27 protein-coding genes and 1 pseudogene are annotated in these 26,748 nt (G+C 59.5%); 9 read left to right on the top strand and 19 right to left on the bottom strand.

All coding sequences use genetic code 11. The annotated features are described in order from the left end of the window. Positions 1-67 precede the first annotated feature (67 nt). Positions 68-1,039, top strand: a complete 972-nt coding sequence (locus tag ACA070_RS08975; RefSeq protein WP_497450834.1) for a magnesium and cobalt transport protein CorA — start codon at positions 68-70, stop codon at positions 1,037-1,039. Between the two features lie 115 nt (positions 1,040-1,154). On the opposite strand, the gene ACA070_RS08970 is transcribed toward ACA070_RS08975, so the two are convergent. The 3 genes from ACA070_RS08970 to ACA070_RS08960 form a co-directional block, all read right to left on the bottom strand. Next, positions 1,155-1,883, bottom strand: coding sequence for an amidotransferase (locus ACA070_RS08970; protein WP_497450833.1), 729 nt, complete (start codon positions 1,881-1,883; stop codon positions 1,155-1,157). Positions 1,884-1,978: 95 nt separating this feature from the next. Then, complete coding sequence (locus ACA070_RS08965) at positions 1,979-4,123, bottom strand: 3-hydroxyacyl-CoA dehydrogenase NAD-binding domain-containing protein (RefSeq protein ID WP_497450832.1); 2,145 nt, start codon at positions 4,121-4,123, stop codon at positions 1,979-1,981. A gap of 25 nt (positions 4,124-4,148) precedes the next feature. Next, the gene (locus ACA070_RS08960; protein WP_497450831.1) at positions 4,149-5,354 is read right to left on the bottom strand and encodes an acetyl-CoA C-acetyltransferase; all 1,206 of its coding nucleotides are present in this window, start codon (positions 5,352-5,354) and stop codon (positions 4,149-4,151) included. Positions 5,355-5,952: 598 nt separating this feature from the next. Here ACA070_RS08960 and ACA070_RS08955 point away from each other — a divergent pair. Then, a pseudogene (locus ACA070_RS08955) lies at positions 5,953-6,775 on the top strand (c-type cytochrome). A 120-nt stretch (positions 6,776-6,895) separates the two neighbouring features. Here ACA070_RS08955 and ACA070_RS08950 read toward each other — a convergent pair. From ACA070_RS08950 to ACA070_RS08905, 10 genes are all read right to left on the bottom strand, one after another. Then, entirely contained in the window at positions 6,896-7,711 is an 816-nt protein-coding gene (locus tag ACA070_RS08950; protein ID WP_438660694.1) for a transglutaminase family protein, read from the bottom strand. Then, a complete protein-coding gene (locus ACA070_RS08945) occupies positions 7,708-8,658 on the bottom strand; it encodes an alpha-E domain-containing protein (protein WP_131062458.1) in 951 nt (316 codons plus the stop codon). The genes ACA070_RS08950 and ACA070_RS08945 overlap by 4 nt, the downstream gene beginning before the upstream one ends. A gap of 12 nt (positions 8,659-8,670) precedes the next feature. Continuing rightward, positions 8,671-10,080 (bottom strand): circularly permuted type 2 ATP-grasp protein, encoded by a 1,410-nt coding sequence (locus ACA070_RS08940; RefSeq protein ID WP_017337349.1) that lies wholly within the window; start codon positions 10,078-10,080, stop codon positions 8,671-8,673. A gap of 399 nt (positions 10,081-10,479) precedes the next feature. Further along, the gene (locus tag ACA070_RS08935; protein ID WP_131062456.1) at positions 10,480-10,821 is read right to left on the bottom strand and encodes a ribonuclease E inhibitor RraB; all 342 of its coding nucleotides are present in this window, start codon (positions 10,819-10,821) and stop codon (positions 10,480-10,482) included. Between the two features lie 213 nt (positions 10,822-11,034). Then, positions 11,035-11,268, bottom strand: a complete 234-nt coding sequence (locus tag ACA070_RS08930; protein ID WP_497450830.1) for a hypothetical protein — start codon at positions 11,266-11,268, stop codon at positions 11,035-11,037. Between the two features lie 216 nt (positions 11,269-11,484). Beyond that, entirely contained in the window at positions 11,485-12,360 is an 876-nt protein-coding gene (gene speE / locus ACA070_RS08925) for a polyamine aminopropyltransferase (RefSeq protein WP_461957931.1), read from the bottom strand. 264 nt (positions 12,361-12,624) lie between these two features. Next, entirely contained in the window at positions 12,625-12,816 is a 192-nt protein-coding gene (locus ACA070_RS08920; RefSeq protein WP_497450829.1) for a PLDc N-terminal domain-containing protein, read from the bottom strand. 64 nt (positions 12,817-12,880) lie between these two features. Continuing rightward, complete coding sequence (locus ACA070_RS08915; RefSeq protein WP_497450828.1) at positions 12,881-13,411, bottom strand: hypothetical protein; 531 nt, start codon at positions 13,409-13,411, stop codon at positions 12,881-12,883. 229 nt (positions 13,412-13,640) lie between these two features. Continuing rightward, positions 13,641-14,159, bottom strand: coding sequence for an ankyrin repeat domain-containing protein (locus ACA070_RS08910; protein ID WP_438660701.1), 519 nt, complete (start codon positions 14,157-14,159; stop codon positions 13,641-13,643). A 112-nt stretch (positions 14,160-14,271) separates the two neighbouring features. Continuing rightward, a complete protein-coding gene (locus ACA070_RS08905; protein ID WP_497450827.1) occupies positions 14,272-16,098 on the bottom strand; it encodes a long-chain-acyl-CoA synthetase in 1,827 nt (608 codons plus the stop codon). Positions 16,099-16,442: 344 nt separating this feature from the next. Here ACA070_RS08905 and ACA070_RS08900 point away from each other — a divergent pair, with 344 nt between their 5' ends. Next, the gene (locus ACA070_RS08900) at positions 16,443-16,721 is read left to right on the top strand and encodes a DUF3509 domain-containing protein (RefSeq protein ID WP_131062449.1); all 279 of its coding nucleotides are present in this window, start codon (positions 16,443-16,445) and stop codon (positions 16,719-16,721) included. A 238-nt stretch (positions 16,722-16,959) separates the two neighbouring features. Here ACA070_RS08900 and mtnC read toward each other — a convergent pair whose 3' ends face one another. Genes mtnC through aroC form a run of 5 tightly spaced genes read right to left on the bottom strand, consistent with a single transcriptional unit; the run spans position 16,960 to position 21,108 of the window. Beyond that, a complete protein-coding gene (mtnC, locus tag ACA070_RS08895; RefSeq protein ID WP_497450826.1) occupies positions 16,960-17,643 on the bottom strand; it encodes an acireductone synthase in 684 nt (227 codons plus the stop codon). 4 nt (positions 17,644-17,647) lie between these two features. Then, the gene (locus ACA070_RS08890; protein ID WP_259150911.1) at positions 17,648-18,193 is read right to left on the bottom strand and encodes a 1,2-dihydroxy-3-keto-5-methylthiopentene dioxygenase; all 546 of its coding nucleotides are present in this window, start codon (positions 18,191-18,193) and stop codon (positions 17,648-17,650) included. A gap of 20 nt (positions 18,194-18,213) precedes the next feature. Continuing rightward, positions 18,214-18,840, bottom strand: a complete 627-nt coding sequence (locus tag ACA070_RS08885; RefSeq protein ID WP_497450825.1) for a methylthioribulose 1-phosphate dehydratase — start codon at positions 18,838-18,840, stop codon at positions 18,214-18,216. After that, positions 18,837-19,982 carry an MFS transporter gene (locus tag ACA070_RS08880; protein WP_497450824.1) on the bottom strand — a complete coding sequence of 382 codons (1,146 nt, stop codon included), beginning with the start codon at positions 19,980-19,982 and terminating at the stop codon, positions 18,837-18,839. Before ACA070_RS08880 ends, ACA070_RS08885 begins: the two co-directional genes overlap by 4 nt. 34 nt (positions 19,983-20,016) lie before the next feature. Continuing rightward, positions 20,017-21,108 carry a chorismate synthase gene (gene aroC, locus ACA070_RS08875; RefSeq protein WP_131062445.1) on the bottom strand — a complete coding sequence of 364 codons (1,092 nt, stop codon included), beginning with the start codon at positions 21,106-21,108 and terminating at the stop codon, positions 20,017-20,019. A gap of 129 nt (positions 21,109-21,237) precedes the next feature. On the opposite strand from aroC, the gene ACA070_RS08870 reads away from it, so the two are divergent. Beyond that, complete coding sequence (locus ACA070_RS08870) at positions 21,238-22,191, top strand: alpha/beta hydrolase (RefSeq protein WP_497450823.1); 954 nt, start codon at positions 21,238-21,240, stop codon at positions 22,189-22,191. Between the two features lie 99 nt (positions 22,192-22,290). Next, positions 22,291-23,082, top strand: a complete 792-nt coding sequence (locus ACA070_RS08865) for a hypothetical protein (RefSeq protein ID WP_497450822.1) — start codon at positions 22,291-22,293, stop codon at positions 23,080-23,082. Positions 23,083-23,243: 161 nt separating this feature from the next. Here ACA070_RS08865 and prmB read toward each other — a convergent pair whose 3' ends face one another. Then, positions 23,244-24,152: a 50S ribosomal protein L3 N(5)-glutamine methyltransferase gene (prmB, locus tag ACA070_RS08860; RefSeq protein ID WP_497450821.1), complete on the bottom strand. Its 909-nt coding sequence runs from the start codon at positions 24,150-24,152 to the stop codon at positions 23,244-23,246. 238 nt (positions 24,153-24,390) lie between these two features. Between prmB and ACA070_RS08855 the strand changes: the two genes are divergently transcribed. The 4 genes from ACA070_RS08855 (at position 24,391) to folE (ending at position 26,700) form a co-directional block, all read left to right on the top strand. Then, on the top strand, positions 24,391-24,981 hold the full coding sequence (locus ACA070_RS08855; protein WP_497450820.1) for a cysteine hydrolase family protein: 591 nt from the start codon (positions 24,391-24,393) through the stop codon (positions 24,979-24,981). A gap of 130 nt (positions 24,982-25,111) precedes the next feature. Next, a complete protein-coding gene (locus ACA070_RS08850) occupies positions 25,112-25,432 on the top strand; it encodes a hypothetical protein (RefSeq protein ID WP_010456650.1) in 321 nt (106 codons plus the stop codon). Positions 25,433-25,519: 87 nt separating this feature from the next. Further along, positions 25,520-26,077, top strand: a complete 558-nt coding sequence (locus tag ACA070_RS08845) for a Smr/MutS family protein (RefSeq protein WP_010456652.1) — start codon at positions 25,520-25,522, stop codon at positions 26,075-26,077. A 77-nt stretch (positions 26,078-26,154) separates the two neighbouring features. Continuing rightward, positions 26,155-26,700, top strand: a complete 546-nt coding sequence (gene folE / locus ACA070_RS08840; RefSeq protein WP_003204506.1) for a GTP cyclohydrolase I FolE — start codon at positions 26,155-26,157, stop codon at positions 26,698-26,700. Positions 26,701-26,748 lie beyond the last annotated feature (48 nt).

Genomic DNA, 26,748 nt, shown 5'->3' with positions numbered 1-26,748 from the left:
CAGCAGACAAGGCTAAGCTGAACGCTGCCTGCCACTGCCACCTGCAAATAAGAAGTGAACCTGAATCATGGGTAGAGTTGTCGCTGCTGCGGTTTATAGCGCCGGTAAAAAAGTTTCCAATATTACCCTCGACGAAGGCGCTGCCTGGGCTGCAAAGCCTGGCCACTTTGTCTGGATCGGCCTTGAAGAGCCGAACGCCCTGGAGCTGAGCAACCTGCAACGCCAGTTCAACCTGCACGAACTGGCCATTGAAGACGCCCTGGAAAAACACAGCCGACCGAAGCTCGAAACCTTCGGCGACGCCTTGTTTATCGTCACGTATTCGCCGATCCGGCACGAAGGCAAACTGGAGTTCATCGAAACTCATATCTTTGCCGGCAACGGTTACATCATTACCGCGCGCAATGGTCACTCGGCGTCCTACGCCCTGGTCCGACAGCGCTGTGAGGCGCGTCCGATCCTGCTGGAGCACGGGGAAGATTTCGTACTCTATGCCCTCCTCGATTTTGTGATTGAAAACTACCAGCCGGTGGGCGAAGCGATCCATGCCGAGATCGATGAACTGGAGCGCAACGTGCTGTGCAGCGCGCTGAATGAACACGACATCCAGAAGCTACATGGCCTGCGCCGGGACGTATTACGCCTGCGCCGTTATGCGGCGCCGATGGTGGAGATCGGTGAGGAGCTGCAGAAGCTGAACTTTCCGTTTATCGACAAGAACATGCGCCCATATTTCCGCGATGTGCAGATACACGTCACACGGCAGATGGAGGACCTGACGACCCTGGCAGATATTGCCAGCCAGACCATTGAGGTCGGGGTGTTGCTGGAGGCGTCGCGGCAGAGCGTGGTGCAGCGCAAGTTTGCGGCGTGGGCGGCGATCCTGGCGTTCCCGACGGCGGTGGCGGGGATTTACGGGATGAACTTCCAGAACATGCCGGAGTTAACGTGGCATTACGGGTATTTCGCGGTGTTGGGGTTTATTGCGGTGGGATGTGTGGGTTTGTGGGCGAGTTTCAAGAAGTCGGGGTGGCTTTAACACGCTTTTGTGGCGAGGGAGCTTGCTCCCGCTGGGCAACGAAGTGGCCCCAAAATGGGCCTGCTACGCAGTCCAGCGGGAGCAAGCTCCCTCGCCACACATTCACTGCAAGGTTTTAAACCGCTTTAGCTTCTGGCTTGTGCGCCACAAACCGCATCATCCACTCCGCAACCGTCGCACCGTGGTGCTCTTGCTCAAGGCTCGCCACGCCTTTCGTATAAACCTGCTCGCCCAGCGCTTGCTGACGAATCTCAAGCAGCGCGCGGGAATAATCGTGAATGAATTCCGGGTGCCCCTGGAAGCACAGCACCTGATCGTTGATGTGGTACGCGGCGAACGGACAGAAATCGCTCGAGGCGATGACCGTGGCGTTTTCCGGTAGCGACGTGACCTGGTCCTGGTGGCTGATCAACAACGTCAGCTCTTCACGCACCGGACTCATCCAGGGCGCTTTCGCCGCCAGTTTGTAGCTGTGGGTGCCGACGCCCCAACCTTGGGTCGCACGCTCACTCTTGCCGCCCAACAACAGCGCCAGCAACTGGTGGCCGAAGCACACGCCCAGCAATTTGTCGCCGCGCTCGTAGCGTGTCAGCAAGTAAGCCCGGAGGGTTTCAATCCATGGGTCGGTGCCGAAGGAATCGGCCTTGCTGCCAGTGACGAGGTAAGCATCGAACGTCAAATCATCACTCGGGTACTCGCCCTGCATCACGTTGTACACGGTGAACTCGGCAGCGATGGGTTGCTGCGAAAACAGATGCTGGAACATCTGCCCGTAACCCTGATATTGATCGACCAGTTCCGGACGCAGGATGTCGGTTTCCAGAATGCAGATGCGTAACGACATAAAAAATACCTGACACGTGATGGGAATAATGCACACCCCAGAGCCTGCCTCGAAACACGGTGACAAGGCAAGCCCCGGAAGGCGTCATACGTCCCTTAGAAGGCCTCCCCTTTGGCGGCTTTCTCCAGCAGCAACGCCGGCGGCGCAAACCGCTCGCCATACTGCTGGGCCAGGTACTGGGCGCGGGCGACGAAGTCTTTCACGCCGTACTGGTTGATGAACTGCAGCGCACCGCCGGTCCAGGCCGCGAAGCCGATGCCGAAGATCGAGCCGACGTTGGCGTCCGCCGTCGAGGTCAGCACGCCCTCCTCCACGCAACGTACGGTTTCGATGGCTTGCACGAACAGCAGGCGATCGCGCACATCCTTCGGCGAAATCTGCCCGTCGGCTTTCTCGAAACGGCTTTTGAGCTCCGGCCACAAATGTTTCTGGCCACCGACCGGATATTCGTAGAAACCGCCTCCAGCGGCTTTGCCGGGCCGCTTGTATTCGTTAAGCAGCAAGTCAATCACGGCGAACGCCGGGTGCTCAATCAGCGGTTTCCCTTCTGCTTGCAGGTCTTTGGCGGTTTGCTGGCGGATATGGCTCATCAGGCTGAGGGAAACTTCGTCGGAGATCGCCAGAGGCCCGATCGGCATGCCGGCCTTGCGCGCCTCAGTCTCGATCATCGGCGCGCTCACGCCTTCGCCGAGCATGGCGATGCCTTCGTTGGTGAAGGTGCCGAATACTCGCGAGGTGAAGAAGCCGCGACTGTCGTTGACCACAATCGGGGTTTTCTTGATTTGCAGGACGAAATCGAACCCGCGCGCCAGGGTTTCATCGCTGGTGTTGGCGCCTTTGATGATTTCCACCAGCGGCATTTTCTCCACCGGGCTGAAGAAATGCAGGCCGATGAACTTGGTTTGATCCGGCACGGCAGTGGCCAGGCCGCTGATCGGCAAGGTCGAGGTGTTGGAGGCGATCACGGCGGTCGGGCCGACGACTTTCTGCGCCGCCGAGGAGACTTTGGCTTTCAGCTCTCGATCTTCGAATACCGCTTCAATGATCAGATCGCAGCCGGCCAGGTCCGCATCGCTTTCGGTGGTGTGGATCCGCGCCAGAATCGCCTCTCGCTGTTCCGGGAGCATCTGGCCGCGAGCGACTTTTTTGTCTATCAGTGCTGCTGAGTGGGCCTTGCCCTTCTCCGCTGCCGCGAGGCTGATGTCTTTGAGCACCACGTCAATGCCGGCCGAGGCGCTGACAAACGCGATGCAGGCACCCATCATCCCGGCGCCGAGCACGCCGACTTTCTGCGTGACGTAAGGCGCAACACCCTGGGGCCGCGAGCCACCAGCGTTGATCTCGTTAAGCTGGAACCAGAAGGTGCCGATCAGGTTTTTCGATATCTGGCCGGTGGTCAGTTCCGTGAAGTAGCGGGTTTCGATCAGGTGCGCGGTGTCGAAATCCACCTGGGCCCCTTCAACCGCCGCGCACAGAATCTTCTCCGGCGCAGGCATGCAGCCCTGGGTTTTGCTGCGCAGGATCGACGGTGCGATGGCGAGCATTTGCGCAACTTTCGGGTTCGACGGCGTGCCGCCGGGGATCTGATAACCCTTCACATCCCAGCGCTGTACGGCCGTCGGATTGGCAATAATCCATGCCCGCGCCTTGCTCAGCAGTTCCTCGCGATCCGCTGCCAGTTCATCGATCAAACCCGCTTGCAGCGCCTGCTGCGGCCGGACTTTTTTGCCTTCGAGCAGGTACGGCAAGGCTTTTTCAATGCCCAGCATCCGCACCATGCGCACCACCCCGCCGCCGCCCGGTAGCAAGCCAAGGGTGACTTCCGGCAGGCCGAGTTGCACGGATGGGTTGTCCAGCGCGACGCGGTGATGGCAGGCGAGGCAGATTTCCCAACCGCCGCCCAGCGCCGCGCCATTGATCGCGGCCACCACCGGTTTGCCGAGGGTTTCCAGGATGCGCAGCTGGCCTTTGAGCGTCAGGACCATGTCGTAAAAGGCCTTGGCTTCGGGTTTGCCGACCTTGATCAGTTCATTGAGGTCGCCGCCGGCAAAGAAGGTTTTCTTGGCCGAGGTGATGATGACACCGGCAATGCTGTCCTTTTCGGCCACCAGTCGGGCGATGCAGTTGGCCATCGCCTCGCGATAGACCGCGTTCATGGTGTTGGCGCTCTGGCCCGGCATGTCGATGGTCAGGACGACGATCTGGTCCTGACCTTTTTCGTAACGAATGGCTTCGGTCATGTCACTTGTTCCTTAAGGTCGGGGCTCAGAGGCGTTCGATGATGGTGGCAATGCCCATGCCGCCGCCGACACACAGGGTCGCGAGGCCGTAGCGCAGGCGTCGGGTTTCCAGTTCATCGAGCAGCGTGCCGAGAATCGCGCAGCCGGTGGCGCCCAGCGGGTGGCCCATGGCGATGGAGCCGCCGTTGACGTTGACCTTGTCCGGGTCGATGGCCATGTCCTTGATGAATTTCAGCACCACCGAAGCGAAGGCTTCGTTGACCTCAAACAGGTCGATGTCTTCGACCCGCAGCCCGGCCTTGGCCAGTGCTTTGCGGGTGGCCGGCGCCGGGCCGGTGAGCATGATGGTCGGATCGGTGCTGGTGACGGCGGTGGCGACAATCCGCGCCCGTGGCTGCAAACCCAGCGCCCGGCCTTTGGCCTCGGAGCCGATCAGCATCAGGGCGGCGCCATCAACAATGCCGGAGCTGTTGCCCGGGGTGTGGACGTGATTGATCCGTTCCACGTGGCTGTAAATCCGCAATGCGGTGGCGTCGAAGCCCATTTGCCCCATCATTTCGAAGCTCGGCTTGAGCTTACCCAGGCCTTCCAGGGTGGATTCGGCGCGGATGAACTCATCGTGATCGAGCAGAATGATGCCGTTCTGATCCTGCACCGGCACCAGCGATTTGTTGAACGAACCGTTGGCCCGCGCCCGCGCTGCCTTTTGCTGGGAGTGCAATGCGTAGGCATCGACGTCCTGGCGGCTGAAGCCTTCGATCGTAGCGATCAGGTCGGCACCGACGCCTTGCGGGGTGAAATGACTGTGCAGATTGGTTTCCGGGTCCAGCGCCCAAGCGCCGCCATCGCTGCCCATGGGCACGCGGGACATCGACTCGACGCCGCCGACCACCACCAGGTCTTCGAAGCCGGAACGGACCTTCATCGCGCCGAGGTTCACGGCTTCAAGCCCCGAAGCGCAGAAGCGGTTGATCTGCACGCCAGACACGCTGACGTCCCAATCGGCGACCTGTGCAGCGGTCTTGGCGATATCCGAGCCTTGATCGCCGATCGGCGTGACGCAGCCGAGCACCACGTCATCGACCTGACTGGTGTCCAGCGACGTGCGCTGCTGCAACGCCGTAAGCAGCCCGGCCACCAGATTCACCGGTTTGACGCTGTGCAGGGCGCCATCGGCCTTGCCTTTGCCACGGGGCGTGCGTAACGCGTCGAAAATCAAAGCTTGGGTCATGACGTCCTCGAACCTGGGCGGTGAGTAAATACTGAGCTTCCACATTAGGCCGAGCCGCCATGGATTCAATGACCGCAGTGCTCACTGACGTTGACGGACACGCTCAGACGGACGGTCGCCCGCGCCCGGATTAACCGTTTCACGTCACCAAGCTGTCTAGCCAACGGGCGCCCAAGAAGCTGGCAATAGGCCTCATACCTTTTTAAAAGCTTTCAGCAAGCGAACCATACGAAATGGATCTAAACCAAGCGTGACGCGGGCTCTAAGGTGAACATGTACGAAGTTGTCGTCGGGTTTTGCCGAGGCACTCGTCTTACAGGAAGTTCATCGCTCTGCCGTCATGGAGATATGCAGGCAGGCATCAGGAAATAACAAAAAAGGCGGTCAAGCCATGTTCAAGCATTCGAAAGTACGTCAAGCCGGGCTCATTCTTTTCGCCACTACGCTGTTGTTGATTTTGCCGAACCTGACCAAGGTAATCGGCTAGTCGGTATTCAAATAATACGGCGTCAGGTTTTTACATCGCCCTCTTAAAAATGTGACTGGCTCGCTACCCGGGCCAGCGTGGGTGTGCCAACCTTTGCGGCACTTCCACGACATGGACGGCGATCATTTTGAAAACGCTCATTCTGTTTGGGGCCTTGTTGCTCAGCACGCCCCTGTATGCCGCACAGCTGAACCTCGAGCTGGGCGCGAGCAGTCGCATCTGGCAGACAGAGGAGCTGCTCAAGCACCCTCAAGTCCAGACCATCACCATCAACGACGACGTTTCCTACAAGCGGGAGATGCGTTATCGCGCGGTTCCATTGGCGGCGTTGTTGACCGGCATCAAGCCTGAAGATCATCTGCAAGCCGTGGCACTGGACGGGTTTGCCGCTGAACTGTCGGCGGCGCCGTTGCTGAACGCCAAGGGCGCGCGCGCGTGGCTGGCGATTGAAGACCCGGCCAAGCCGTGGCCTGCGCTATCGGAAGGCAAACCGGGTGCCGGGCCGTTTTATCTGGTGTGGGTCGATCCGCAAGCCGGCAACATCAGCCCTGAGCAATGGCCCTTCCAAGTGGCGAGTATCAAGCGCATGGCGCCCGTCGCCGAGCGCTTCCCTGCGCTGCTGCCTGATCCTGCCCTGAAGGCGGATGACCCGGTGAATAAAGGCTTTGCGCTGTTTCAGAAGAATTGCCTGGCCTGTCATCGGCTCAATGGAGCCGGGGATGCGCAGTTCGGGCCGGATTTGAATATTCCGTTTAACCCGACCGAGTACTTTGGGGCGGATTTCCTAAAGCGCTACATTCGGGATCCGCAGAGTTTGCGGCAATGGCCTCAGGCGAAGATGCCGGGGTTTGCGGCGACGGTGTTGCCGGATGGGGATCTGGAAATGCTGGTGGGGTATTTGAAGCATATGGCTGGGCGCAAAGTTAAACCCTGACCCCATTCCACTGTGGGAGCGAGCCTGCTCGCGATAGCGGTGCGTCAGTCAGTACAGTTGTGACTGACAGTTCGCTATCGCTAGCAGGCTAGCTCCCACAGGGGTTATGTGGTGTTGCGGTTATTGCTGCTGGACTGAGATAACTGGCGCGGGCATCGGCGTTGGCGACACAAACACCTTCGCATGCATCTGCTCGCACCCACCGCCCCGGCGCATGCCTCGCACCGGGCAGGCATCCAGGTAATCCAGGCCCACCGCCAGTTTCAAATGCCGCTCCGGCCGGGCCAGTTCATTGGTCACATCGAAGCTGTACCACGCGTCATCGAGCCAGGCTTCGGCCCAGGCGTGACTGGCCAGGTGTTCGCTGTTCTCGCTGTACAAATACCCCGACACATAGCGCGACGGAATGCCCAGGCTGCGGGCGCAGGCCAGAAACGCATGGGCGTGGTCCTGACAGACGCCGGAACGCCCGGCAAAAGCCTGAGCGGCGCTGGTGTCGACTTCGGTGGAACCCGGCGTGTAAGTCATGTGCGAATTCAGGCCATGCATCAAGTCGATCAGCGCCGTACGATCCCGGCGTTTTTTGCATTCCTTCTCGGCGAACGCACGCAAAGCCTCGTCGGCTTCGGTCAGGCGCGTAAAGCGCAGGAACGGCAGCGCCGACTGGCTCTCATGCTCGGCTTCACGCAGTTCGTCGATGTCCACCTGGCCCCGGGCGCCGATGATGATCGCCTCATGCGGCTCATCCATGGTCAGCACGTGCAGGATGTTGCCGAACGGATCGAGTTGCGCGCGCACCGGGCGCGGCAGGTCGAGTTGCCAGCTGAGCACGTGCTGACGCTCGCTGTCGTGGGGTGTCAGTCGCAAGTACTGGATGCTCGCCCGCACCTGATCTTCGTAGTGATAGGTGGTTTCGTGGCTAATGGAAAGTCTCATGCAGCCTCCAGGTAGGAACTGTGTATGGCGTTACCCAACTGGCGCACCAGCGGGATGAATTCGGTCAGCCAGGCGTGCAGGCCTTCGTCGAGAATTTCGTTGATGCCGGTGTAGCGCAGACGCGCGTCCATCTCCGCCGCCAGACGTTGCGCAGGACGGCCATTGGCCCCCGGCAGTTGAGCGAGAATCTGGTCGATTTCTTCGGTGCAGGCCCTTAACGAACGGGGAACGTCAGCGCGTAGTAACAACAATTCGGCCACGTGCCGGGCGCCGGGTGCGTCGCGATAGATCTCGGTGTACGCCTCGAAAGAGGACAACGCCCGAAGCAGAGCGCTCCACTGGTAATACGCGTGAGCCGTGCCATCGCTGACCGCTTCGGCCTGATCGCCGGCCATTTCGTAGCGGGCGTCGAGCAGGCGCAACGTGTTGTCGGCCCGTTCGATAAACGTCCCCAGGCGAATGAAGCGGAACGCATCGTTACGCATGATCGTGCCGTAGGACGCGCCACGGAACAGATGGGAACGCTCCTTGATCCACTCGCAAAAACGACTCATGCCGTAGCGACTCAAGCCCTGTTCGGCGATCCCGCGAATTTCCAGCCACGTGGCGTTGATGTTCTCCCACATGTCGGCGGTGATTCGCCCTCGCACCGCATGCGCACTGGCCCGCGCCGAGCCGAGGCAGCTGTAGATGCTCGCCGGGTTGGCCGCATCCAGGGCAAAGAAATGCAGCAGCCGTTCGGCGTGCAAATCACCGTGGCGCTCCAGGTAATCGTCCAGGGTGCCGGTGATCAGCAGCGGCATGGCCAGTTCGTGCAGGCCATCACCGCGACCATCCTGTGGCATCAGCGACAGCGAATAACTGATGTCGAGCATCCGTGCGAGGTTTTCCGCCCGCTCCAGGTAACGCGACATCCAATACAAATCCGAGGCAGTTCTACTTAACATGGCAAGCTTCCTTCAATCCTCGACCACCCAGGTGTCCTTGGTTCCGCCGCCCTGTGAGGAATTCACCACCAGGGAGCCTTCACGCAGGGCGACACGGGTCAAACCGCCGGGCACAACCCGGGTTTCGCGGCCAGACAATACAAACGGACGCAGGTCGATGTGGCGCGGCGCGATGCCGTTTTCGACAAAGGTCGGACAGGTCGACAGGGACAACGTCGGTTGCGCGATATAGGCGTGAGGCTTGGCTTTGATCCGCGCGCGGAACGACTCGATTTCCGCCGCCGTCGCCGCCGGCCCCACCAGCATTCCGTAACCGCCGGAGCCCTGGGTTTCCTTGACCACCAGGTCTGGAAGATTGGCCAGTACGTGGGACAGTTCAGAAGGATTGCGACACTGGAACGTCGGCACGTTCTTCAGGATCGGCTCTTCATCCAGGTAGAAACGGATCATGTCCGTGACAAACGGATACACCGACTTGTCGTCTGCGACCCCGGTGCCGATGGCATTGGCCAGCACCACATTGCCGGAGCGATAAGACGACAGCAGCCCTGGAACGCCGAGCATCGAGTCCGGGTTGAACGCCAGCGGATCGAGGAACGCATCGTCGAGGCGACGGTAGATCACGTCGACGGCTTTCGGCCCGTCCGTGGTGCGCATGAACACCTTGTCGTCACGCACGAACAGGTCCGCGCCCTCCACCAGCTCGACGCCCATTTCACGCGCCAGGAAGGCATGCTCGAAAAAGGCGCTGTTGAAGCGACCCGGCGTCAGCACCACCACGCTCGGGTTATCGATCGGGCTGGAGCTTTTCAGGGTGTCGAGCAGCAGGTTCGGATAATGGTCGATCGGTGCGATGCGCTGTGCCGAGAACAACTCGGGAAACAGCCGCATCATCATCTTGCGGTCTTCGAGCATGTAGCTCACGCCGCTGGGTGTACGAAGGTTGTCTTCGAGCACGTAGTACGTGCCGTCGCCATCGCGCACCAGATCGACGCCGGAGATGTGCGAATAGATATCGCGGTGCAGATCGAGCCCTTGCATCGCCAGCTGGTATTGCTCGTTGGCCAGCACTTGCTCGGCCGGGATGATGCCGGCCTTGATGATGCGCTGCTCGTGGTAGAGGTCGGCGAGGAACATGTTCAACGCCTTGACCCGCTGAATACAGCCGCGCTCGACGATCCGCCATTCACTGGCGGGGATGCTGCGCGGGATGGTATCGAAAGGGATCAGGCGCTCTGTGCCCTGCTCATCACCGTAGAGCGTGAAGGTAATCCCGGCGCGATGAAATAACAGATCGGCCTCACGTCGCCGTTGTGCCAAGAGCTCGTCAGGCGTCTCGGCCAGCCAACGGGCAAACTCCCGATAATGCGGGCGGACCTGGCCGCCGGCATCGTACATCTCATCAAAATAGGTGCGGATCATGCCGTACTCCTTGTCACCCGGACATCTAGGCTTCGCAAGGCCCGTGCCATCGGCAGAAACGCTTTGTTATCAATCAGTTGGATAATGACGCCGTTTGAACCGCACCAATCCTGTGCAGCAAACGCCCCAAGCTGATCGCCCCCGCTTCATTGCAAGGCGACGTTGTCGCCTATCACCAGCATAGTCAGAGTTGATTTCACTGCCCCGTCAGCCGTGCGGATAATCCGCGCATCCGCTGCAAAACCTGAACGAACTTCCCTTTAGCCGCCTGCTCAGGCGGTTTTTTTTGCGCCGGATTCTTGTTTCAGGGTTTTGCCGAGGGGGCTTTTCTGAGCGCCACAAACGAAAACGGCCAACCCTAAGGCCAGCCGTTGCTGAGCGTTGTCACTGTTCATAAGGTTATGCGAGTAGCCCTCGTACCTCCTGCTTGACGCCCCATCCTTCGATGATGCCGCCCAGAGGCTCGACCACCGCCTCGAAATCCTGCTCGAAATCGCCGATATCATCGTAGGTGGCGTACATGACTTTGCTCAGTTCCAGTGCCCATGCGCCGTCATCGCGCACACTGATCTGTGCGTTCAAGGATTCACCCTTGTATTGCCCTGCCGCCCTGCGTGCCCGCTCCTCGTCCGGGAAAATGGCGTAGAACTCGATGGGATGGAATCGTGAAAAGTCGAAACCGCCTTCTTTCATGCGGCGCAGTACGCTGCTGCTGATGTCCTCTTGATAGGCTGTGCTCATGAAACGTCCCCCTCATATTGATGGATAGACTTTCCGTATTCCCGGCGCTCGCAACCGATTGGTGCGAGCGATGCGGCAACAACATTGCCGGTGGGAAGCAAGCATGTAGCTGACAAGACCAGACCTTAGCGATCCGTTCGCTGATCTCGATTGCAGAGTAGCCCCAAGACAGAGGCGCTGCCAAGGCCTGGATAGGATTGAGACAGGAGATATTCAGATTGGCGTGATGCCGAGGATTTGTATGCTGTTCTGGGTCTTGAGACTTTTGACGCTCGCATCAGCGGTACGCCCTTCCAGATCATTCAGATCCAGTTTGGCGGCGACAGGAAGGAGCCGGTCCTTGATGAGTTTGGCGGCTTGCTCGTTGTCCGGGCATTCCTCGCACTCGAAGACTTCATCGACTGTTTCACCGTGATCATCCACGAAAGTGATTTTCCACTTTTGCATCAGTGCCTCCTCGAACAAACCCGCAAATGGGCTTACAACCATCTGGACTTTTGGCCTGACTGATCGTTCCCACGGATTACCGCCCGCAGCATGAAAAACACGGTCCCTGTAGGAGCTGGCTTGCTAGCGATGCAGACGCTGCGGCTTGTCTGACACACCGCGTCGATCCAATCGCTAGCAAGCCAGCTCCTACAGGGGGGTGCATACAACTTGAGTTTAGTCGTTGCTTGGCTTGTTCACCGCTTGCAGCACGTATTGCGGCAAGGCGAAGGCGCCGATGTGGATTTCCGGGTTGTAGTAGCGGGTGATGATGCCGCTGCCGGCGAAGCGCTGTTGCAAGGTTTCACGGGACAACTTGCGATAGGCGGTGTTGGTCGCGCCCCAGGCAAAAGTCATCGAGCCACCGATGTAGGTGGGTACGGCGGCCTGATAGAAGTGCCAGTCCGGGAACAGGCTGCGCAGGCGACCTGCAGTGGTTTTGACTTCTTCGATCTGCATGAACGGGGTGCCGTTCTGGGTCACGAGGATGCCGCCTTCGTTCAGGCAGCGACGGCAGGCCTGGTAGAAGTTTTCCGAGAACAGCACTTCACCCGGACCGATCGGGTCGGTGGAGTCGGAAATGATCACGTCGAATTTTTCAGTGGTGGTGGCGACGAAACGCATGCCGTCGTCGATCACCAGGTTCAGGCGTGGATCATCGAACGCACCCTTGGAGTGGTTCGGCAGGAATTCCTTGCACATCTCGACCACGGTGCCGTCGATCTCGACCATGGTGATGTGCTCGACGCTGCGGTGCTTGGCCACTTCACGCAACATGCCGCCGTCGCCGCCACCGATGATCAGCACGCGCTTGGCGGTGCCGTGCGCCAGGATCGGCACGTGGGTGAGCATCTCGTGGTAGATGAATTCGTCGGCTTCGGTGGTCTGGATCACGCCGTCCAGCGCCATGACCCGGCCCATGCGCGGGTTTTCGAAAATCACCAGGTGCTGGTGTTCGGTGCGCACTTCGTGCAGCAGTTTTTCCATGCGAAAACGCTGGCCGTAGCCTTCGTAGAGGGTTTCCAGGTAGTCGCTGGTGGTGATGTTGCTCATGGGAAGTGCTCCGATGAATGCGGTGGCAACGGACGGTTACCCGCCCATGATGGCCAATCGAGCGGCTCGATTGACCGGGAAAGGCGCGCATTCTACGTTGCGGAAGATGACAGGTCGAACGTCACTTGATGAGTCGACACAATCCTTGTGGGAGCTAGCCTGCTAGCGATAGCGGAGTGTCAGTCAGTAAAGTTGTGGCTGACACTCCGCTATCGCTAACAGGCTAGCTCCCACAGGGGAAAAGTGATGGCTTTGGGTGCGTGTTCAGACCCGGACGTTGCCCCGTGGCCCGGCGATGGCCCAGATGATCAGGCCCAGGACCGGCAGCAGCAGGATCAGCAGCACCCAGACGATTTTCATCCCTGTGTCGGCGCCACTTTTGAGCACGTTGATGATTGCCCAGATATCCAGGGCAAGAATGATCAGGCCAATCAGACCGTTGAACGTGGAACCCATGATGTCGCTCCCTAAGAGTGGTATGCACTCTTAGGATAGCCGGGCCTTGCGAGGGTTCCGCTTTTTAAACGTGGACCGCAATTTTCAGGGCTTCGAGCGATGGCGCGGCGGTGATACCCACCTTGGCGCACAACTCGAGCACGCGCGGCAGGTCGTTGCCGTAGACCAGCACCACTTGCAGTTCGTCGTCGAGCAGCTGGCTGAAGTTCATCAGCGTGTAACCGCCGTTTTCCTTGCTCATGCTGCCCATCTGCACCTGAATCCGATTGAGCGCGGTCAGGGCTTCGGTCTTGGCCAGTTGCTTGGGTTTGATGTTGAAATCAACGCCCGGGCCGAACGAGGCGACGATCTGGGCGAACAGGTCTACGTAAGTGTCGGCCTGGAACAGCACGGTTTCCGGCAGGCTGCCGACAACGACCCACTCGCCCAGTGGAATCGGGAAGGAGTCGTCGTAGTTGATATCCGGATTGGCCGTCAGAAATGCCTCGGGGTCGGCGTAGGCCTGAGCCGCTTCATCAGCGACTTTCAGGATTTCGTCATCGCTCATGCACCCGGAGCTGATTTTAGTGATGAGTTCGACGAGTGCGGCTTTCATGGGGCGGATCCTGTAGCGAGTGAATTTTAAGGGCGCGAAGGATAGCGCATCCAGCGTGAAATGCGGACCTGTGGCGAGCGCTTCCTGTGGCGAGGGAGCTTGCTCCCGCTGGGGCGCGAAGCGGCCCTCTATATCAGGCGATACGATCTTTCAGGAAGACCGCACTCGCTGGTTTGGGGCTGCTTCGCAGCCCAGCGGGAGCAAGCTCCCTCGCCACAAATGCGCGTTCTCAGCCGAGCAGTTTTTGCAGTTGCGCAGTGGTGTCTACGGCACCGAGGGTTTTCGCAGCATCCAGCGCAGTAACGCCATTGGCATCCTTGGCTTTCGGATCGGCACCTTTGCTGATCAGGTAATCGACAATTTCGACGCGGTTGAACATCGCCGCCATCATCAGCGCCGTACGACCATCGAAAGACGAGCCTTCCACTTGCGCCCCCCCTTCAACCAACGCCTTGACCACCGCCAGGTCGCCCTTGAACGCGGCGCCGGCAATCGGGCTCTGGCCGTTGTCGTTGCGGATTTCCGGGTCGGCCTTGTGTTCCAGCAGCACTTTTACCGTCTCCACATGACCGTGGTAGGCGGCGAGCATCAGCAAAGTGTCGCCCTTGTGGTTACGCAGGTTCGGCGGCAGGCCTTTGGTCAGCAACGCAGCCATCATGGCCGCATCGCCCTCGCGCGCTTTGTTGAATACCTGTTCGGCAAATTCAGCGGCTTCTTCGGGGGTCATCTGGCGGCTTTGGTCTGACATCGGGAACTCCACTTTCTGTCATTCGGGAAAGCCGACAGTTTCCCGAGCAGCCCCGAGGCTGTCACTTCTTTTTTCTCAAGAGTCGCCATAGCGACATTCAATAGCGCGGCTTTCAATAACGAAAAGCGCCGCCGTGAATATCCGCCAGCAACTGCGGAGTGACTTGCACGTAAGTCTGGGTGCCGGGCAGCCAGGCGTAGATCGGATCATCGCCGGTTTTGCCGGGGTCGAAGGCTTCGTCCTTGAGCCGGGTCTTCTGATATTTGAAGGTCCCGGTGGTTTCCATTTTCACTTTCACCCGCAGGAAAAGCGGCACCGCGTACGCCGGCATTTGCTGGCGGGCAAAGTCCAGCAGTTCGCTGAAGTCCAGCGTCGCCAGGGATTCCGCCGGTGTGATCGCGGCCATGCCGGCGCGCCCGTTGGTGTTCTGGATTTCGACGCCGTACGCCACGGCTTCAGAAATATTCGGGTGTTGCAGCAGAATGTTCTCGACCTCGGTGGTCGAGACGTTTTCACCCTTCCAGCGGTAAGTGTCACCCAACCGATCAACAAACTGGGCATGGCCGAAACCAATATTGCGCAGCAGATCGCCCGTGTTGAAGTAACGGTCGCCCTTGGTGAACACGTCGTGGAGCACGACTTTTTCGGTCTTCTGCGGATCGGTGTAACCGTCCAGTGGCGCCTTGTCGTCGATTCTCGCCAGCAACAGACCCTGCTCGCCTTTGGCGACTTTGCGCATGAAACCTTTGGCATTACGCATCGGCAAGCCGCTGTCATGGTCGTAGGCCACCAGCTCCCAGGCCATCAGGGAAAAACCAATGGTGTTGTCGAAGTTGAGGATGTTAGTGAAGCCGATGTTGCCGTCGCTGGCGGCGTACAGCTCGCAAATGTGATCAACCGCAAAGCGCGTCTTGAACTCGCGCCATGCGCCGGGACGCAGGCCATTGCCGATCATCTTGGTCACGCGGTGTTTGCTATCGTCGGCAGTGGGCGGCTGATCCACCAGGTAGCGGCATAACTCACCGACGTAGCCGAGGGTGGTCGCCTGGTATTTGCGCACGTCATTCCAGAACTGGCTGGCGCTGAACTTGCGGCGGATGGCAAATCCTGCGGCGCCGCTGATCGCCGAGCCCCAACAGACGCAGAGCCCGGTGGCATGGTAGAGCGGCAAGGTGCAATAGACGACGTCCTGCGGCTGCATGTTCAGGGCGATCTGGCCGAAACTCGCCGAGCTGCGCATCCAGCGACCGTGTTTGAAAACACCCGCCTTGGGCAATCCGGTGGTGCCTGAGGTGTAGATATAGAAACAAGGATCGTCGAAAAAAACCTGCTGGCTGCTGGCCGGATTCTCACTGGACGCTTGGGCGCTGGCGCTCATCAGGTTGATGAAACCGTCGGGCGCATTGCCGGGACGACGGTAGGTGTCTTGATCGGCGACGAACCAGGTGCGTTTCGGCTCGATCGATACCCGCTCGCGGACTCCGTTGAAGGCCGGGGCTAATTCTTCGCCAACAATGATCGCCGCAGGTGCCACAAGATTCAGGCTGTGGGCCAGGGTGTCGCGGGTTTGCGAGGTATTGAGCAAGGCGCTGATCGCGCCGACCTTGGCCACTGCCAATATCGTCACCAGCAATTCCGGACGGTTCTCAAGAAACACCGCCACCACATCACCCTTGCGGATGCCTTCGGCGATCAGGTGATGAGCGATGCGATTGGCCCACTGGTTGACCTGTGAATAACTCAGCACGACGTCACCCTGCAGCAACGCGGGGCCATCGGGATTGCGCAAGGTCGCTTGTTCGAAGGTCCAGCCGAGGCCACACGCTTGGGTCGGGTCCTTGACGTTGGCGACTTTCATGCCCTTCACCACGCGAGGAATGGCTTTGGCAATGGAAGGCAGTTTGCGGAGCATCATGCCCCAGGTGATCGTGTCGCTCATGCTTGCTCCCGTTCGATCTTTTTATTGTCGGGCGGCGGTCTATGAGTCCGAAAATACGTCAGCGGTTCTTGAGCTGTACACGCGGTTTTTGAAATGATTTGTATCCGCGCCCCGAGCATTCGAGATCGCGATCCTCAGCGGGTGTGGTTGGTTCCATCGAATATTGTCCGATCTCGCAAAATGCAGGATGCACGATGGCCATTCATGCAGATTGCACGAAAGCAAAAAAACACTGCAAATATAACTTATTGATTTATAACGACTTTAAAAATATCAGGTGCTGGCACAATCACTGCAACTACCTCTCCATGCTTGCCAATCAAGTGCAAACGGAGCTGATAGACATGAGCCTGATCCAAGAAAAATTTACCTCCCTGTTCTCCAACTTCGAAGTGAACACCCAGTCACGTCCTGACGGTGGCATTCTGCTGACCCTGCGCAGCACCGAAGGCAAAGTGTTCAAGCGTTCGATTTCGTACCAGCAATTGCATGCCGGCGATCAGCTGTCGTGGGTGATCAGCGCGATTCGCCGTGACCTGGCCGAACAGGCCAGCGAACTGCCGCAGATCTCCATGCTGCAAAGCCAGCAACGGTTTGCCCTGCCGACTTATCATTCGGCGTGAACCTTGCGGTTGTGTAAATAAATACGCTGCAAACAAACAGGCCGTGAGAGCTTTCGCTCCACGGCCTGTTTAGTTTCTGAACCTACACCGATCCCGCCCTTGTAGGAGCGAAGCTTGCTCCGGGCGGCGTTCCGACGAAGGCGGCGTGTCAATCAGCATTAATATCGTCTGACACAACGCCTTCGTCGGAACGCCGCCCGGAGCAAGCTTCGCTCCTACAGGTTATGGGCGTCGTGGCTTAGAAAGTGGAAGGATCAATCCGCGCAAAACTGTCGACAGTCACATGCCCCGCCAACTGCCCGCCCTCTCGGGCCAGCCCGCACGTTGCCATGCCGGCCGCGCGCGCCGCGTCCAGTTCTTCGACGATGTCGGACAGGAACACAATTTGCGCAGCTTCCACCCCAATGGCCTGAGTGATGCGCTCATAAGACTGCGCTTCACGCTTGGGCCCCGACGTGGTGTCGAAGTAGCCGCTGAACAGCGGCGACAAATCCCCCGCCTCCGAGCAGCCGAAGATCAGCTTTTGCGCCTGGATCGAGCCCGAGGAATAAACAAACAGTTTGAAACCGTCCTGATGCCAGCGCTTGAGCGCTTCAACGGCGTCCGGGTAAACGTGGCCTTTCAACTGCCCGGCCTGATAGCCCTGTTCCCAGACCATGCCTTGCAACGCTTTCAACGGCGTGGCCTTACGGTCTTCGGCGATCCAGCCCAGCAGGATCTCGATCACCCGCTCAACGTCGGCGTCCGGCTCGTTGCTGTCCCGGCGCACGGCGGCCAGTTGCTCGGCCACATCCACGCGCTCGGCGTGCTGGCGAACGAAGTCCGGCAGGTGTTTGGCGGCGTACGGAAACAGCACGTCGAACACAAAACTCACCGCGCTGGTGGTGCCTTCGATGTCGGTGAGAATCACTTTGATCGGCATCGGCTCAATCCTCAAGACGCGGGAAGCGGCTGGCGATGTCTTCGCCGGTGAAGTTGGCCACCCAGCCTTCAGGGTTGTTGAACAGACGGATCGCGACGAAATGCGGATGCTCGCCCATGTCAAACCAGTGCGGCGTGCCGGCCGGCACCGAGATCAGGTCGTTCTTCTCGCACAGCACGGCGTAGACGTAATCGTCGATGTGCAGGGTGAACAGCCCACGGCCCGCGACGAAAAATCGTACTTCGTCTTCGCCATGCCGGTGTTCATCGAGGAATTTGGCGCGCAGTTCGGCTTTTTGCGGGTGGTCGCTGTTGAGGCTGATCACGTCGACGGTGACGTAACCGCGTTCGGTCATCAGCTTGTCGATCTGCTCCTGGTAAGCGGCGATCACTTCTTCCTGACTGGCGCCGGGCTGGATTTTCGCCGTGGCTTGCCAGCGGTCGAAACGCACACCCTGCTCGGCCAGGGTCGAGGCGATGTCTTCGAAATGGGTCAGCACCTTGTTCGGGATGTCAGGGCTTGAGACGTGGTAAACGGACAGGCTGCTCATCAGGGCAACTCCTTAACGGTTCAGCTTCTATGGTTCAAGAGTAAGCGCATCTTCAACTCGCACTCGAACAAAAATTCAAACGCCTCAATCTGCCGCAGTGCGTCGCTCATGCGCGCGCCCCAGGTGTAGAGGCCGTGGCCGCGAATCAGGTAGCCGACGCAATCGGGGTGGGCTTCAAGCCAAGGCTGCACCTTGGCGGCGAGACGCGCAATGTCCTGATCGTTGTCGAAAATCGGCACGCGCACCCGGGACTCGTGGGTCGAGACGCCACTGAAGGCTTTTTGCAGTTCGTAGTCTTCGAACTCGATGAACGCTTCGGGCGCCAGGCGCGACAGCACCGTGGCATTCACCGAATGAGTGTGCAGCACCGCGCCGATCTCCGGGCGCCAGCTGTAGAGCTGGGTGTGCAGCAGGGTTTCGGCGGACGGTTTTTTGCCCGGCTCCAGGCTGTTGCCCGACAAGTCGGTGGCCAGCACATCATCGAGACCCAACTGGCCTTTGTGCTTGCCGGACACGGTCAGCAGCGCTTCGGTCGGCGACAGGCGTGTCGAGTAGTTGCTGCTGGTGGCCGGCGACCAGCCACGGCCATACAAAAAACGCCCGGCGTCGATGATTTCCTGGGCGAGGTGTTCACGGGTGAGGCTCATGGCCTGTCCTCTTGCATACGTGTGGCAATGATAACGGCAGCCCCCAGGGCTGCGAGGCTTGCAATACTAAAGGTGAACGTGGCGCCGAGCGCGTTCCAGCTATAGCCGGAATACAAAGCGCCCAATGCGCCGCCGGTGCCGGCCAGCGCGGCATAAAGCGCCTGGCCCTGCCCTTGCTGACGTGCACCGAAGCTACGTTGCACGAATTGGATGGCAGCGGCGTGAAAGCTGCCGAACGTTGCGGCGTGCAGCACTTGGGCAAACAGCAGCACCCAAAGGAATTCGGCCAACGAACCCAGCAGCAACCAGCGCACGGCCGCCAGCAGGAAACTCGCCAGCAGCACCCGACGCACCGAGAAGCGTGCGAGGATTTTGCTCATGGCCAGGAACATCAGGACTTCGGCGACTACGCCGACCGCCCAGAGCATTCCGATCACGCCTCGACTGTAACCGAGCCGCTCAAGGTGCAGCGTCAAGAAGGTGTAATAAGGCCCGTGGCTCACTTGCATCAGCGCCACGCAGCCGTAAAACGCCAGCACACCGGGATTGCGCAATTGCCTGAGAAATCCGTCTCCGGCAATTCGCTCGCCCTGAACCGGTTGAGCGTTGGGCACCCACAGGCTACTGACGACAATGCCGGCCATGATCAGCACCAGCGCCACCGGATAAATGTCGAGGCTCAGCCATTCGAACATCCGGCCGAGCGCGACCACGGTGATGATGAAACCGATGGAACCCCAGAGGCGGATCTGACTGTAGCGCGACGTCTGCCCTTTCAAGTGCGCCAGGGTGATGACTTCGAACTGCGGCAACACCGCGTGCCAGAAGAACGCATGCAGGGCCATGACCATCGCCAGCCAGGCGTAGGTCTTGCTGACGAAGATCAGCGAAAACGTCAGCAGCGTGCAGACCGCGCCGAAGCGCACGATGGCCAGGCGTCGGCCGGTGTAGTCACCGAGCCAGCCCCAGATATTTGGTGCGACGCAGCGCATCAGCATCGGGATCGCCACCAGTTCGCCGATGCGCGCGCTGGAAAAGCCCAGGTGATCGAAGTACAGCGCCAGAAACGGCGCGGTCGAACCGAGCAAGGCGAAATAGAACAGATAGAAACTGGAAAGCCGCCAGTACGGGAGCGCCGCCACGGCCGTCAGGCCGCTGCGGCGTAAAGGTCAGCCATTAAAGCTGACCCAGCACCGGCGTGCTCACGCGCACGTCGGCATTTTGCCCGCGATGACGCAACAGGTGATCCATCAGCACGATGGCCATCATCGCTTCGGCGATCGGCGTGGCGCGGATGCCGACACACGGGTCGTGACGGCCCTTGGTGACGACCTCCACCGGGTTGCCATGAATGTCGATGGAACGGCCCGGCGTGGTAATGCTCGATGTTGGCTTGAGGGCCAGGTGCGCAACGATCGGCTGACCGGACGAGATGCCGCCCAAGATTCCGCCGGCGTTGTTGCTGAGGAAGCCTTCCGGGGTCATTTCGTCACGGTGTTCGGTGCCGCGCTGGGCGACGCTGGCGAAACCGGCGCCGATTTCCACGCCTTTGACCGCGTTGATGCTCATTAGCGCATGGGCCAGTTCGGCGTCGAGACGGTCGAAGATCGGCTCACCGAGGCCTGGCATCACGCCTTCGGCGACGACGGTGATCTTCGCGCCGACCGAATCCTGATCACGGCGCAGCTGGTCCATATAGGCTTCCAGCTCCGGCACCTTGTCCGGGTCAGGGCTGAAAAACGCATTCTCTTCCACCGAATCCCAGGTCTTGAACGGGATTTCGATCGGGCCGAGCTGGCTCATGTAGCCGCGAATGACGATGCCTTGGGTGGCCAGGTATTTCTTGGCAATCGCGCCGGCGGCCACACGCATGGCGGTTTCACGGGCGGAGCTGCGTCCGCCGCCGCGGTAATCGCGCTCGCCGTATTTGTGGTGATAGGTGTAGTCGGCGTGGGCCGGGCGGAACAGATCCTTGATCGCCGAGTAGTCCTTGGACTTCTGGTCGGTATTGCGGATCAGCAAGCCGATGGAGCAACCGGTGGTGCGCCCTTCGAACACACCGGAGAGGATTTCGACTTCGTCGGCTTCCTGGCGTTGCGTGGTGTGGCGGCTGGTGCCGGGTTTGCGGCGGTCCAGATCGCGCTGCAGATCCTCCAGGGAAATCTCCAGCCCCGGCGGGCAGCCGTCGACAATGGCGACCAACGCCGGACCATGGCTTTCGCCCGCGGTGGTGACAGTGAACAGCTTGCCGTAGGTATTGCCGGACATGCAGGACGCTCCGTGAAATGAACCTGAATACGTAATGCGCGCCAGTATACGCAGGCTACCCAAGTAGTTCATCCTCGAACCTTATGGGTGCCTGCGAGTCCAACCGGCATCTTTGTGAATGATGGCGTGATGATGCTGCGAGTTCTAGTCTTGAGCCTTACTCTGTTTACCGGCTTTGCCCAGGCCACCGTCCTGCAACGCCCGATCACGTTGGATACCGGCACCGGGGAGCTTTTCGGTTCTTTACTGCTGCCGAAATCCGACAATCCCGTGCCGGTTGTCCTGATCATTTCCGGCTCCGGTCCTACGGATCGTGACGGAAACAACCCCGACGGCGGACGCAACGACAGCCTCAAGCGGCTGGCCTGGGTGCTGGCCAAACACAACATCGCCAGCGTGCGTTATGACAAGCGCGGCGTGGCGGCGAGCCTCGCGGCAACGCCGGACGAGCGCAATCTGTCGGTAGAAGCCTATGTGTCCGACGCTGAGGCCTGGGGCCGCAAGCTGAAAAGCGATCCGCGTTTTGGACAGCTGATCCTCTTGGGCCACAGCGAAGGCGCCTTGATCGCCAGCCTCGCGGCGCCCAGCGTCGATGCCGCTGCAGTTATCTCCATGTCCGGCAGCGCCCGGCCGATCGATGAGGTGTTGCGTCAACAATTGAGCAATCGTCTGCCACCGCCACTGATGCTGCGCAGCAATGAACTGCTCGACAGCCTCAAGGCCGGCCACACCGACGACAACGTGCCGCCGCAGTTGCAGGTGATCTTCCGCCCGAGCGTGCAGCCGTATCTGATTTCGCTGTTCCGCCAGGACCCGGCAGCGGCGTTCGCCAAATTGAAGATGCCGGCGCTGATCATCCAGGGCAGCAACGACATCCAGGTCGGCGTCGGTGACGCCAGGATGCTCAAGGCGGCCAAACCGGACGCCGAACTGGCGCTGATCGAAGGCATGAACCACGTCATGCGCATCGTGCCCAACGACGTCAAACGGCAAATGGCCTCTTACAAGGATCCGCAATTGCCGCTGGCCGCCGAACTTGGCGCGCGAATCCTCGGGTTTATTGACGGACTTCGCGCCAGTTAAGAGGGTTTTACCCTCCAGTCCTGAAAAAAACGGCCGATAAGCCTTTGTCGCCAGCGCTATGACTGGCGACAAGCAGAGCTTGGACAGGATCTCGCCGTTATGACTGATACCCAGACTTCACCCGACACGACTGCTGAAAAAGACGCACCGCCAGCGGTCGAGCTGCCGTGGGCGGATGTCCACGTCGAGCACCACAAGATGCTCCGTCTGGCGCCGCTGCAAACCGACCGCAATACCGGTGGACGGCCATTGCGCTTTGTCGAATTCGGTTACGCCGATCGCAACAGCAAGGAACACAGCCTGATGCGCATGAGCATCAAGTTGCCGGGCCAGCGCGTGCGCAAAGAGCAGAATCATCTGGACGTGTGGGTCAATCACACCACCAAACGTGTGCATTTCGAGCCCGAAAGCGGCTTGCAGATTGAACCGATGAACCGTGGCATCGGCCGGTTCATGGCCGCTCAAGGGATCACCTGGGCGAAAAAGCGCTGGCCCGGCTACACCGTCGACGGCACGGATCTGAACAATAAAGATGCGTTGAACGAAGACACGCGCCTGCGTCGCGATCACTTTCTGAAGGTGCATGGTTTTGAGGTGGTCTACGCCGACGCCCAGCATTTGAAAGGCAGCGTCAAAGAAGTAAAGGTCGAAGACCTGGTGGGTGACTGGAACACCGAAAAGCTGCAACTGGTGGAAATCCTTGAAGCCGCGCAGATGCTTCAGCAGGCCGAGCAGAATCTGGCCGAGCAGGAAGTGAAGCTGAAGAAACACGAAGAGAAGGTCAGCAAGTACAAGCGTGAAGACGCCGGGCTGCGTTTTGCCATTACGTGTCTGGTGGCGTTTGCGGTGTTCCAGGCGGGGCTGTTGATCTGGATTGCTACGCACCGGTAAAGCGTGGGTAACAACTTACTGTGGCGAGGGAGCTTGCTCCCGTTGGGCTGCGAAGCAGCCCTCAAATCAGACACCACGATCTTCCAGTTAACCCGCGTCGCCTGTTTTGCGACCGCTTCGCGCTCGAACGGGAGCAAGCTCCCTCGCCACAATGATCGGGGTTAAACGCGGGAAGCGAACAGTGCCTGATGATCGCGGCACTGCTCCGCGCTCAGCATGAACACACCATGCCCGCCGCGCTCGAAATCGAGCCAGGCGAAGTCGACTTCCGGGTACAGCGACTCGACGTGAACCTGGCTGTTGCCCACTTCAACTATCAGCAAGCCCTTCTCGGTCAAATGATCCGCCGCTTCGGCGAGCATCCGTCGCACCAGGTTCAAACCATCATCACCGCAGGCCAGGCCCAGTTCAGGTTCGTGCTGATATTCGTCCGGCATGTCGGCGAAATCTTCCGCATCGACGTAAGGCGGGTTCGACACGATCAGGTCGAAACGCTGACCCGGCAGACCACCAAACCCATCACCCTGAACGGTGTAGACCCGCTCATCGACGCCATGGCGCTCGATGTTCTGGTTGGCCACTTCCAGCGCTTCGAACGACAGATCCGCCAGTACCACTTCGGCGTTCTGGAACTCGTAGGCACAGGCGATACCGATGCAACCGGAACCGGTGCACAGGTCGAGAATCCGCGCAGGTTCGGCGCCCAACCACGGCTCAAAACGTTTTTCGATCAGCTCGCCAATCGGTGAACGCGGGATCAGCACGCGCTCGTCGACGATGAACGACATGCCGCAAAACCACGCTTCGCCCAGCAGGTAAGCGGTGGGAATGCGTTCTTCGATGCGACGCTTGAGCATGCGCTGCAGGTTGACCAACTCGTCGTCTTCAAGATTGCAGTCGAGGTAGCTGTCGGCGATTTCCCACGGCAAGTGCAAGGCACCCAGCACCAGTTGACGGGCTTCGTCCCAGGCGTTGTCGGTCCCATGGCCGAAAAACAGATCCTCCCCATGGAAGCGGCTGACGGCCCAACGGATATGGTCACGCAGGGTACGAAGGCGGGAAGTGATCACGGGGGTAGACTCCAGAAAAAACGACTGGCGATTCTAACAGCCAAAACGCGCCACGACGACGCAGGAAAACAGCGGATCAGATGTAGGACATATCCATTTTTGCTGTTGGCTATTGAACAAAACCTGCATCTTGACAAGGCTGCACGCCAACAACGACGGCGCCTACGATAGTAGCGATTCACAGAACCGCTCAGCCAGAGGACAATGTCGCAAAAGCCCCACTCCAAGGAGCCCCAGAATGTCCGTTCCAAAAACGATGTTTCAACTCAGCGGCCGCGGTTACGCAGCAGCCAATCTGGGTCATGCGACCCTTGTCATCATCGATGCCCAGAAAGAATACCTCAGCGGCCCGCTGGCCCTGAGCGGCATGGATGCTGCCATCGCGAACATCAAGCAACTGGTGGCCGCTGCCCGTGCAGCCGGTCGTCCGATCGTGCATGTGCGTCATCTCGGCACTGTCGGCGGGCTGTTCGATCCACAGGGTGAACGCGGTGAGTTTATCCCGGGACTGGAGCCACAAACGGACGAAACCATCATCGGCAAACTGCTGCCGAGCGCGTTTCACGGCACCCAATTGTACGATCGGCTGCAAGAACTCGGCTCCCTGGACCTGATCGTGTGCGGTTTCATGAGCCACTCCAGCGTCAGCACTACCGTGCGTGCAGCGAAGAACCTGGGCTTTCGCTGCACCCTGGTCGAAGACGCCTGCGCGACTCGCGATTTGCCCTATAAGGGTGGCGTACTGACTGCCGAGCACGTTCAACAGACAGAAATGGCGATCATGGCGGACAACTTCGCCACCCTCGCGCTCACTCACGAACTGATCTGATTGGCCTCGAAGAGCGGTCAATACCGCCGCTCATCCGCAAAAGCCTCTCATATGCTGCAATTGACTTAGCCTCAGGAACAACCCGGACAACTCCCGGTCGAAGGGCCGATACCCATTGAGGAAGGTCGGAATGAAGTTATCCGATGGTTTTGATGCACGCCGCTTGCGGCCCAAGGGCCAACGCAATTGGCGTTTTCGATTCGGCGCAGCCTTTGCTGCCTTGCTGGCGACGTGCGGTGTGTTGCTGGCAATGGCCGGCGCCGCCAGTCTGCTCGGCCGTCCCCCGGCGCTGGGCGAGTTGAATGCCAGCCCGCTGGGCTCGGCGATCATTCTGGCGGTTGGCCTGTTCGTGCTTTATATCGGTGTGTGGTTGTGGCGTCGCTGCCGTCGCCGTTCGCGCCAGTCGCGAGAGCTGAACATGTCCCCGCACCTGATGAAAAAACACGATTGAATTAAAGGCCCGGCATTTTGGCGGGCCTCAATTGTTATGGATAGCGCCTCGACTTGGGTAAACTGGCCGCCCTTCGCGGAGGCTGACATGCAAGACGACGATTTTTCCCTGTTCAAAAGTGCGATCCAAGGCGTCAAGCCGATCAAGCACGATCGCGCCGAAACCGGTAAACCCAAGGCCGACCGCGCGCAAATCGCCAAGCTGCGCCAAGCCGCGACCGTTCGCACCGATGCCACTACCGTTGATGGTCTGTCCGATCAGTTCGTCATCGACGTCGGTCCGGAAGACGAGTTGATGTGGGCCCGTGACGGTGTTCAGGAAAGCCAGATACGCAAGCTCAAGATCGGACAGATTCCGTTCGAAGGCAGCCTCGACCTGCATGGTATGACCGTGGAAAAAGCCCGGGAAACACTTTGGGCGTTTCTGGCCGAAGCGACCAAATTCGAAATCCGCTGCGTGCGCGTCACTCACGGCAAAGCCGTGCGTCTGGACGGCAAGCGGCCGATGATCAAAAGCCACGTCAACACGTGGTTGCGTCAACACTCACAGGTACTCGGCTTTACTTCGTGCCAACCGAAACACGGCGGTGCCGGCGCGGTTTATGTGATGCTCAAACGAACCATGATGGAAGGTCGCGACGAGTAAAGCTGTCGCTTCACGCTTGCAGCGCCGTGTTTGCCACCGTACCCTTGCCCTTTGCGAAAATCCCCACAGGTAGTTTCATGTCCCTGGAACAGAATTACACCGCGATTCTCGGCCAATTGGGCGAGGACGTCTCCCGCGAGGGCCTGCTCGACACGCCAAAGCGTGCCGCCAAAGCCATGCAGTACCTCTGCCGCGGCTATGAACAGACACTGGAAGAAGTCACCAACGGTGCCTTGTTCAGCTCCGACAACAGCGAAATGGTGCTGGTCAAGGACATCGAGCTCTACTCGTTGTGCGAACACCACCTGCTGCCGTTTATCGGCAAGGCGCACGTCGCGTACATCCCGAGCGGCAAAGTGTTGGGCCTGTCGAAAGTCGCGCGGATCGTCGATATGTACGCTCGCCGCCTGCAGATCCAGGAAAACCTCAGCCGCCAGATCGCCGATGCGGTCCAGCAAGTCACCGGCGCCCTGGGCGTTGCGGTGGTGATCGAGGCCAAGCACATGTGCATGATGATGCGCGGTGTGGAGAAACAGAATTCGTCGATGATCACGTCGGTGATGCTGGGTGAGTTTCGCGAAAACGCGGCAACTCGCAGCGAGTTTCTCAGCCTGATCAAGTAATTTGTTACACGAAGAAAACCGGCATTCATCGCCGGTTTTTTTTCGCCT

It is taken from the genome of Pseudomonas sp. LBUM1678 (genome assembly GCF_059695575.1).
The sequence above is the reverse complement of the archived record's forward strand: the minus strand, read 5'-3'. Positions and strand labels throughout refer to the sequence as shown.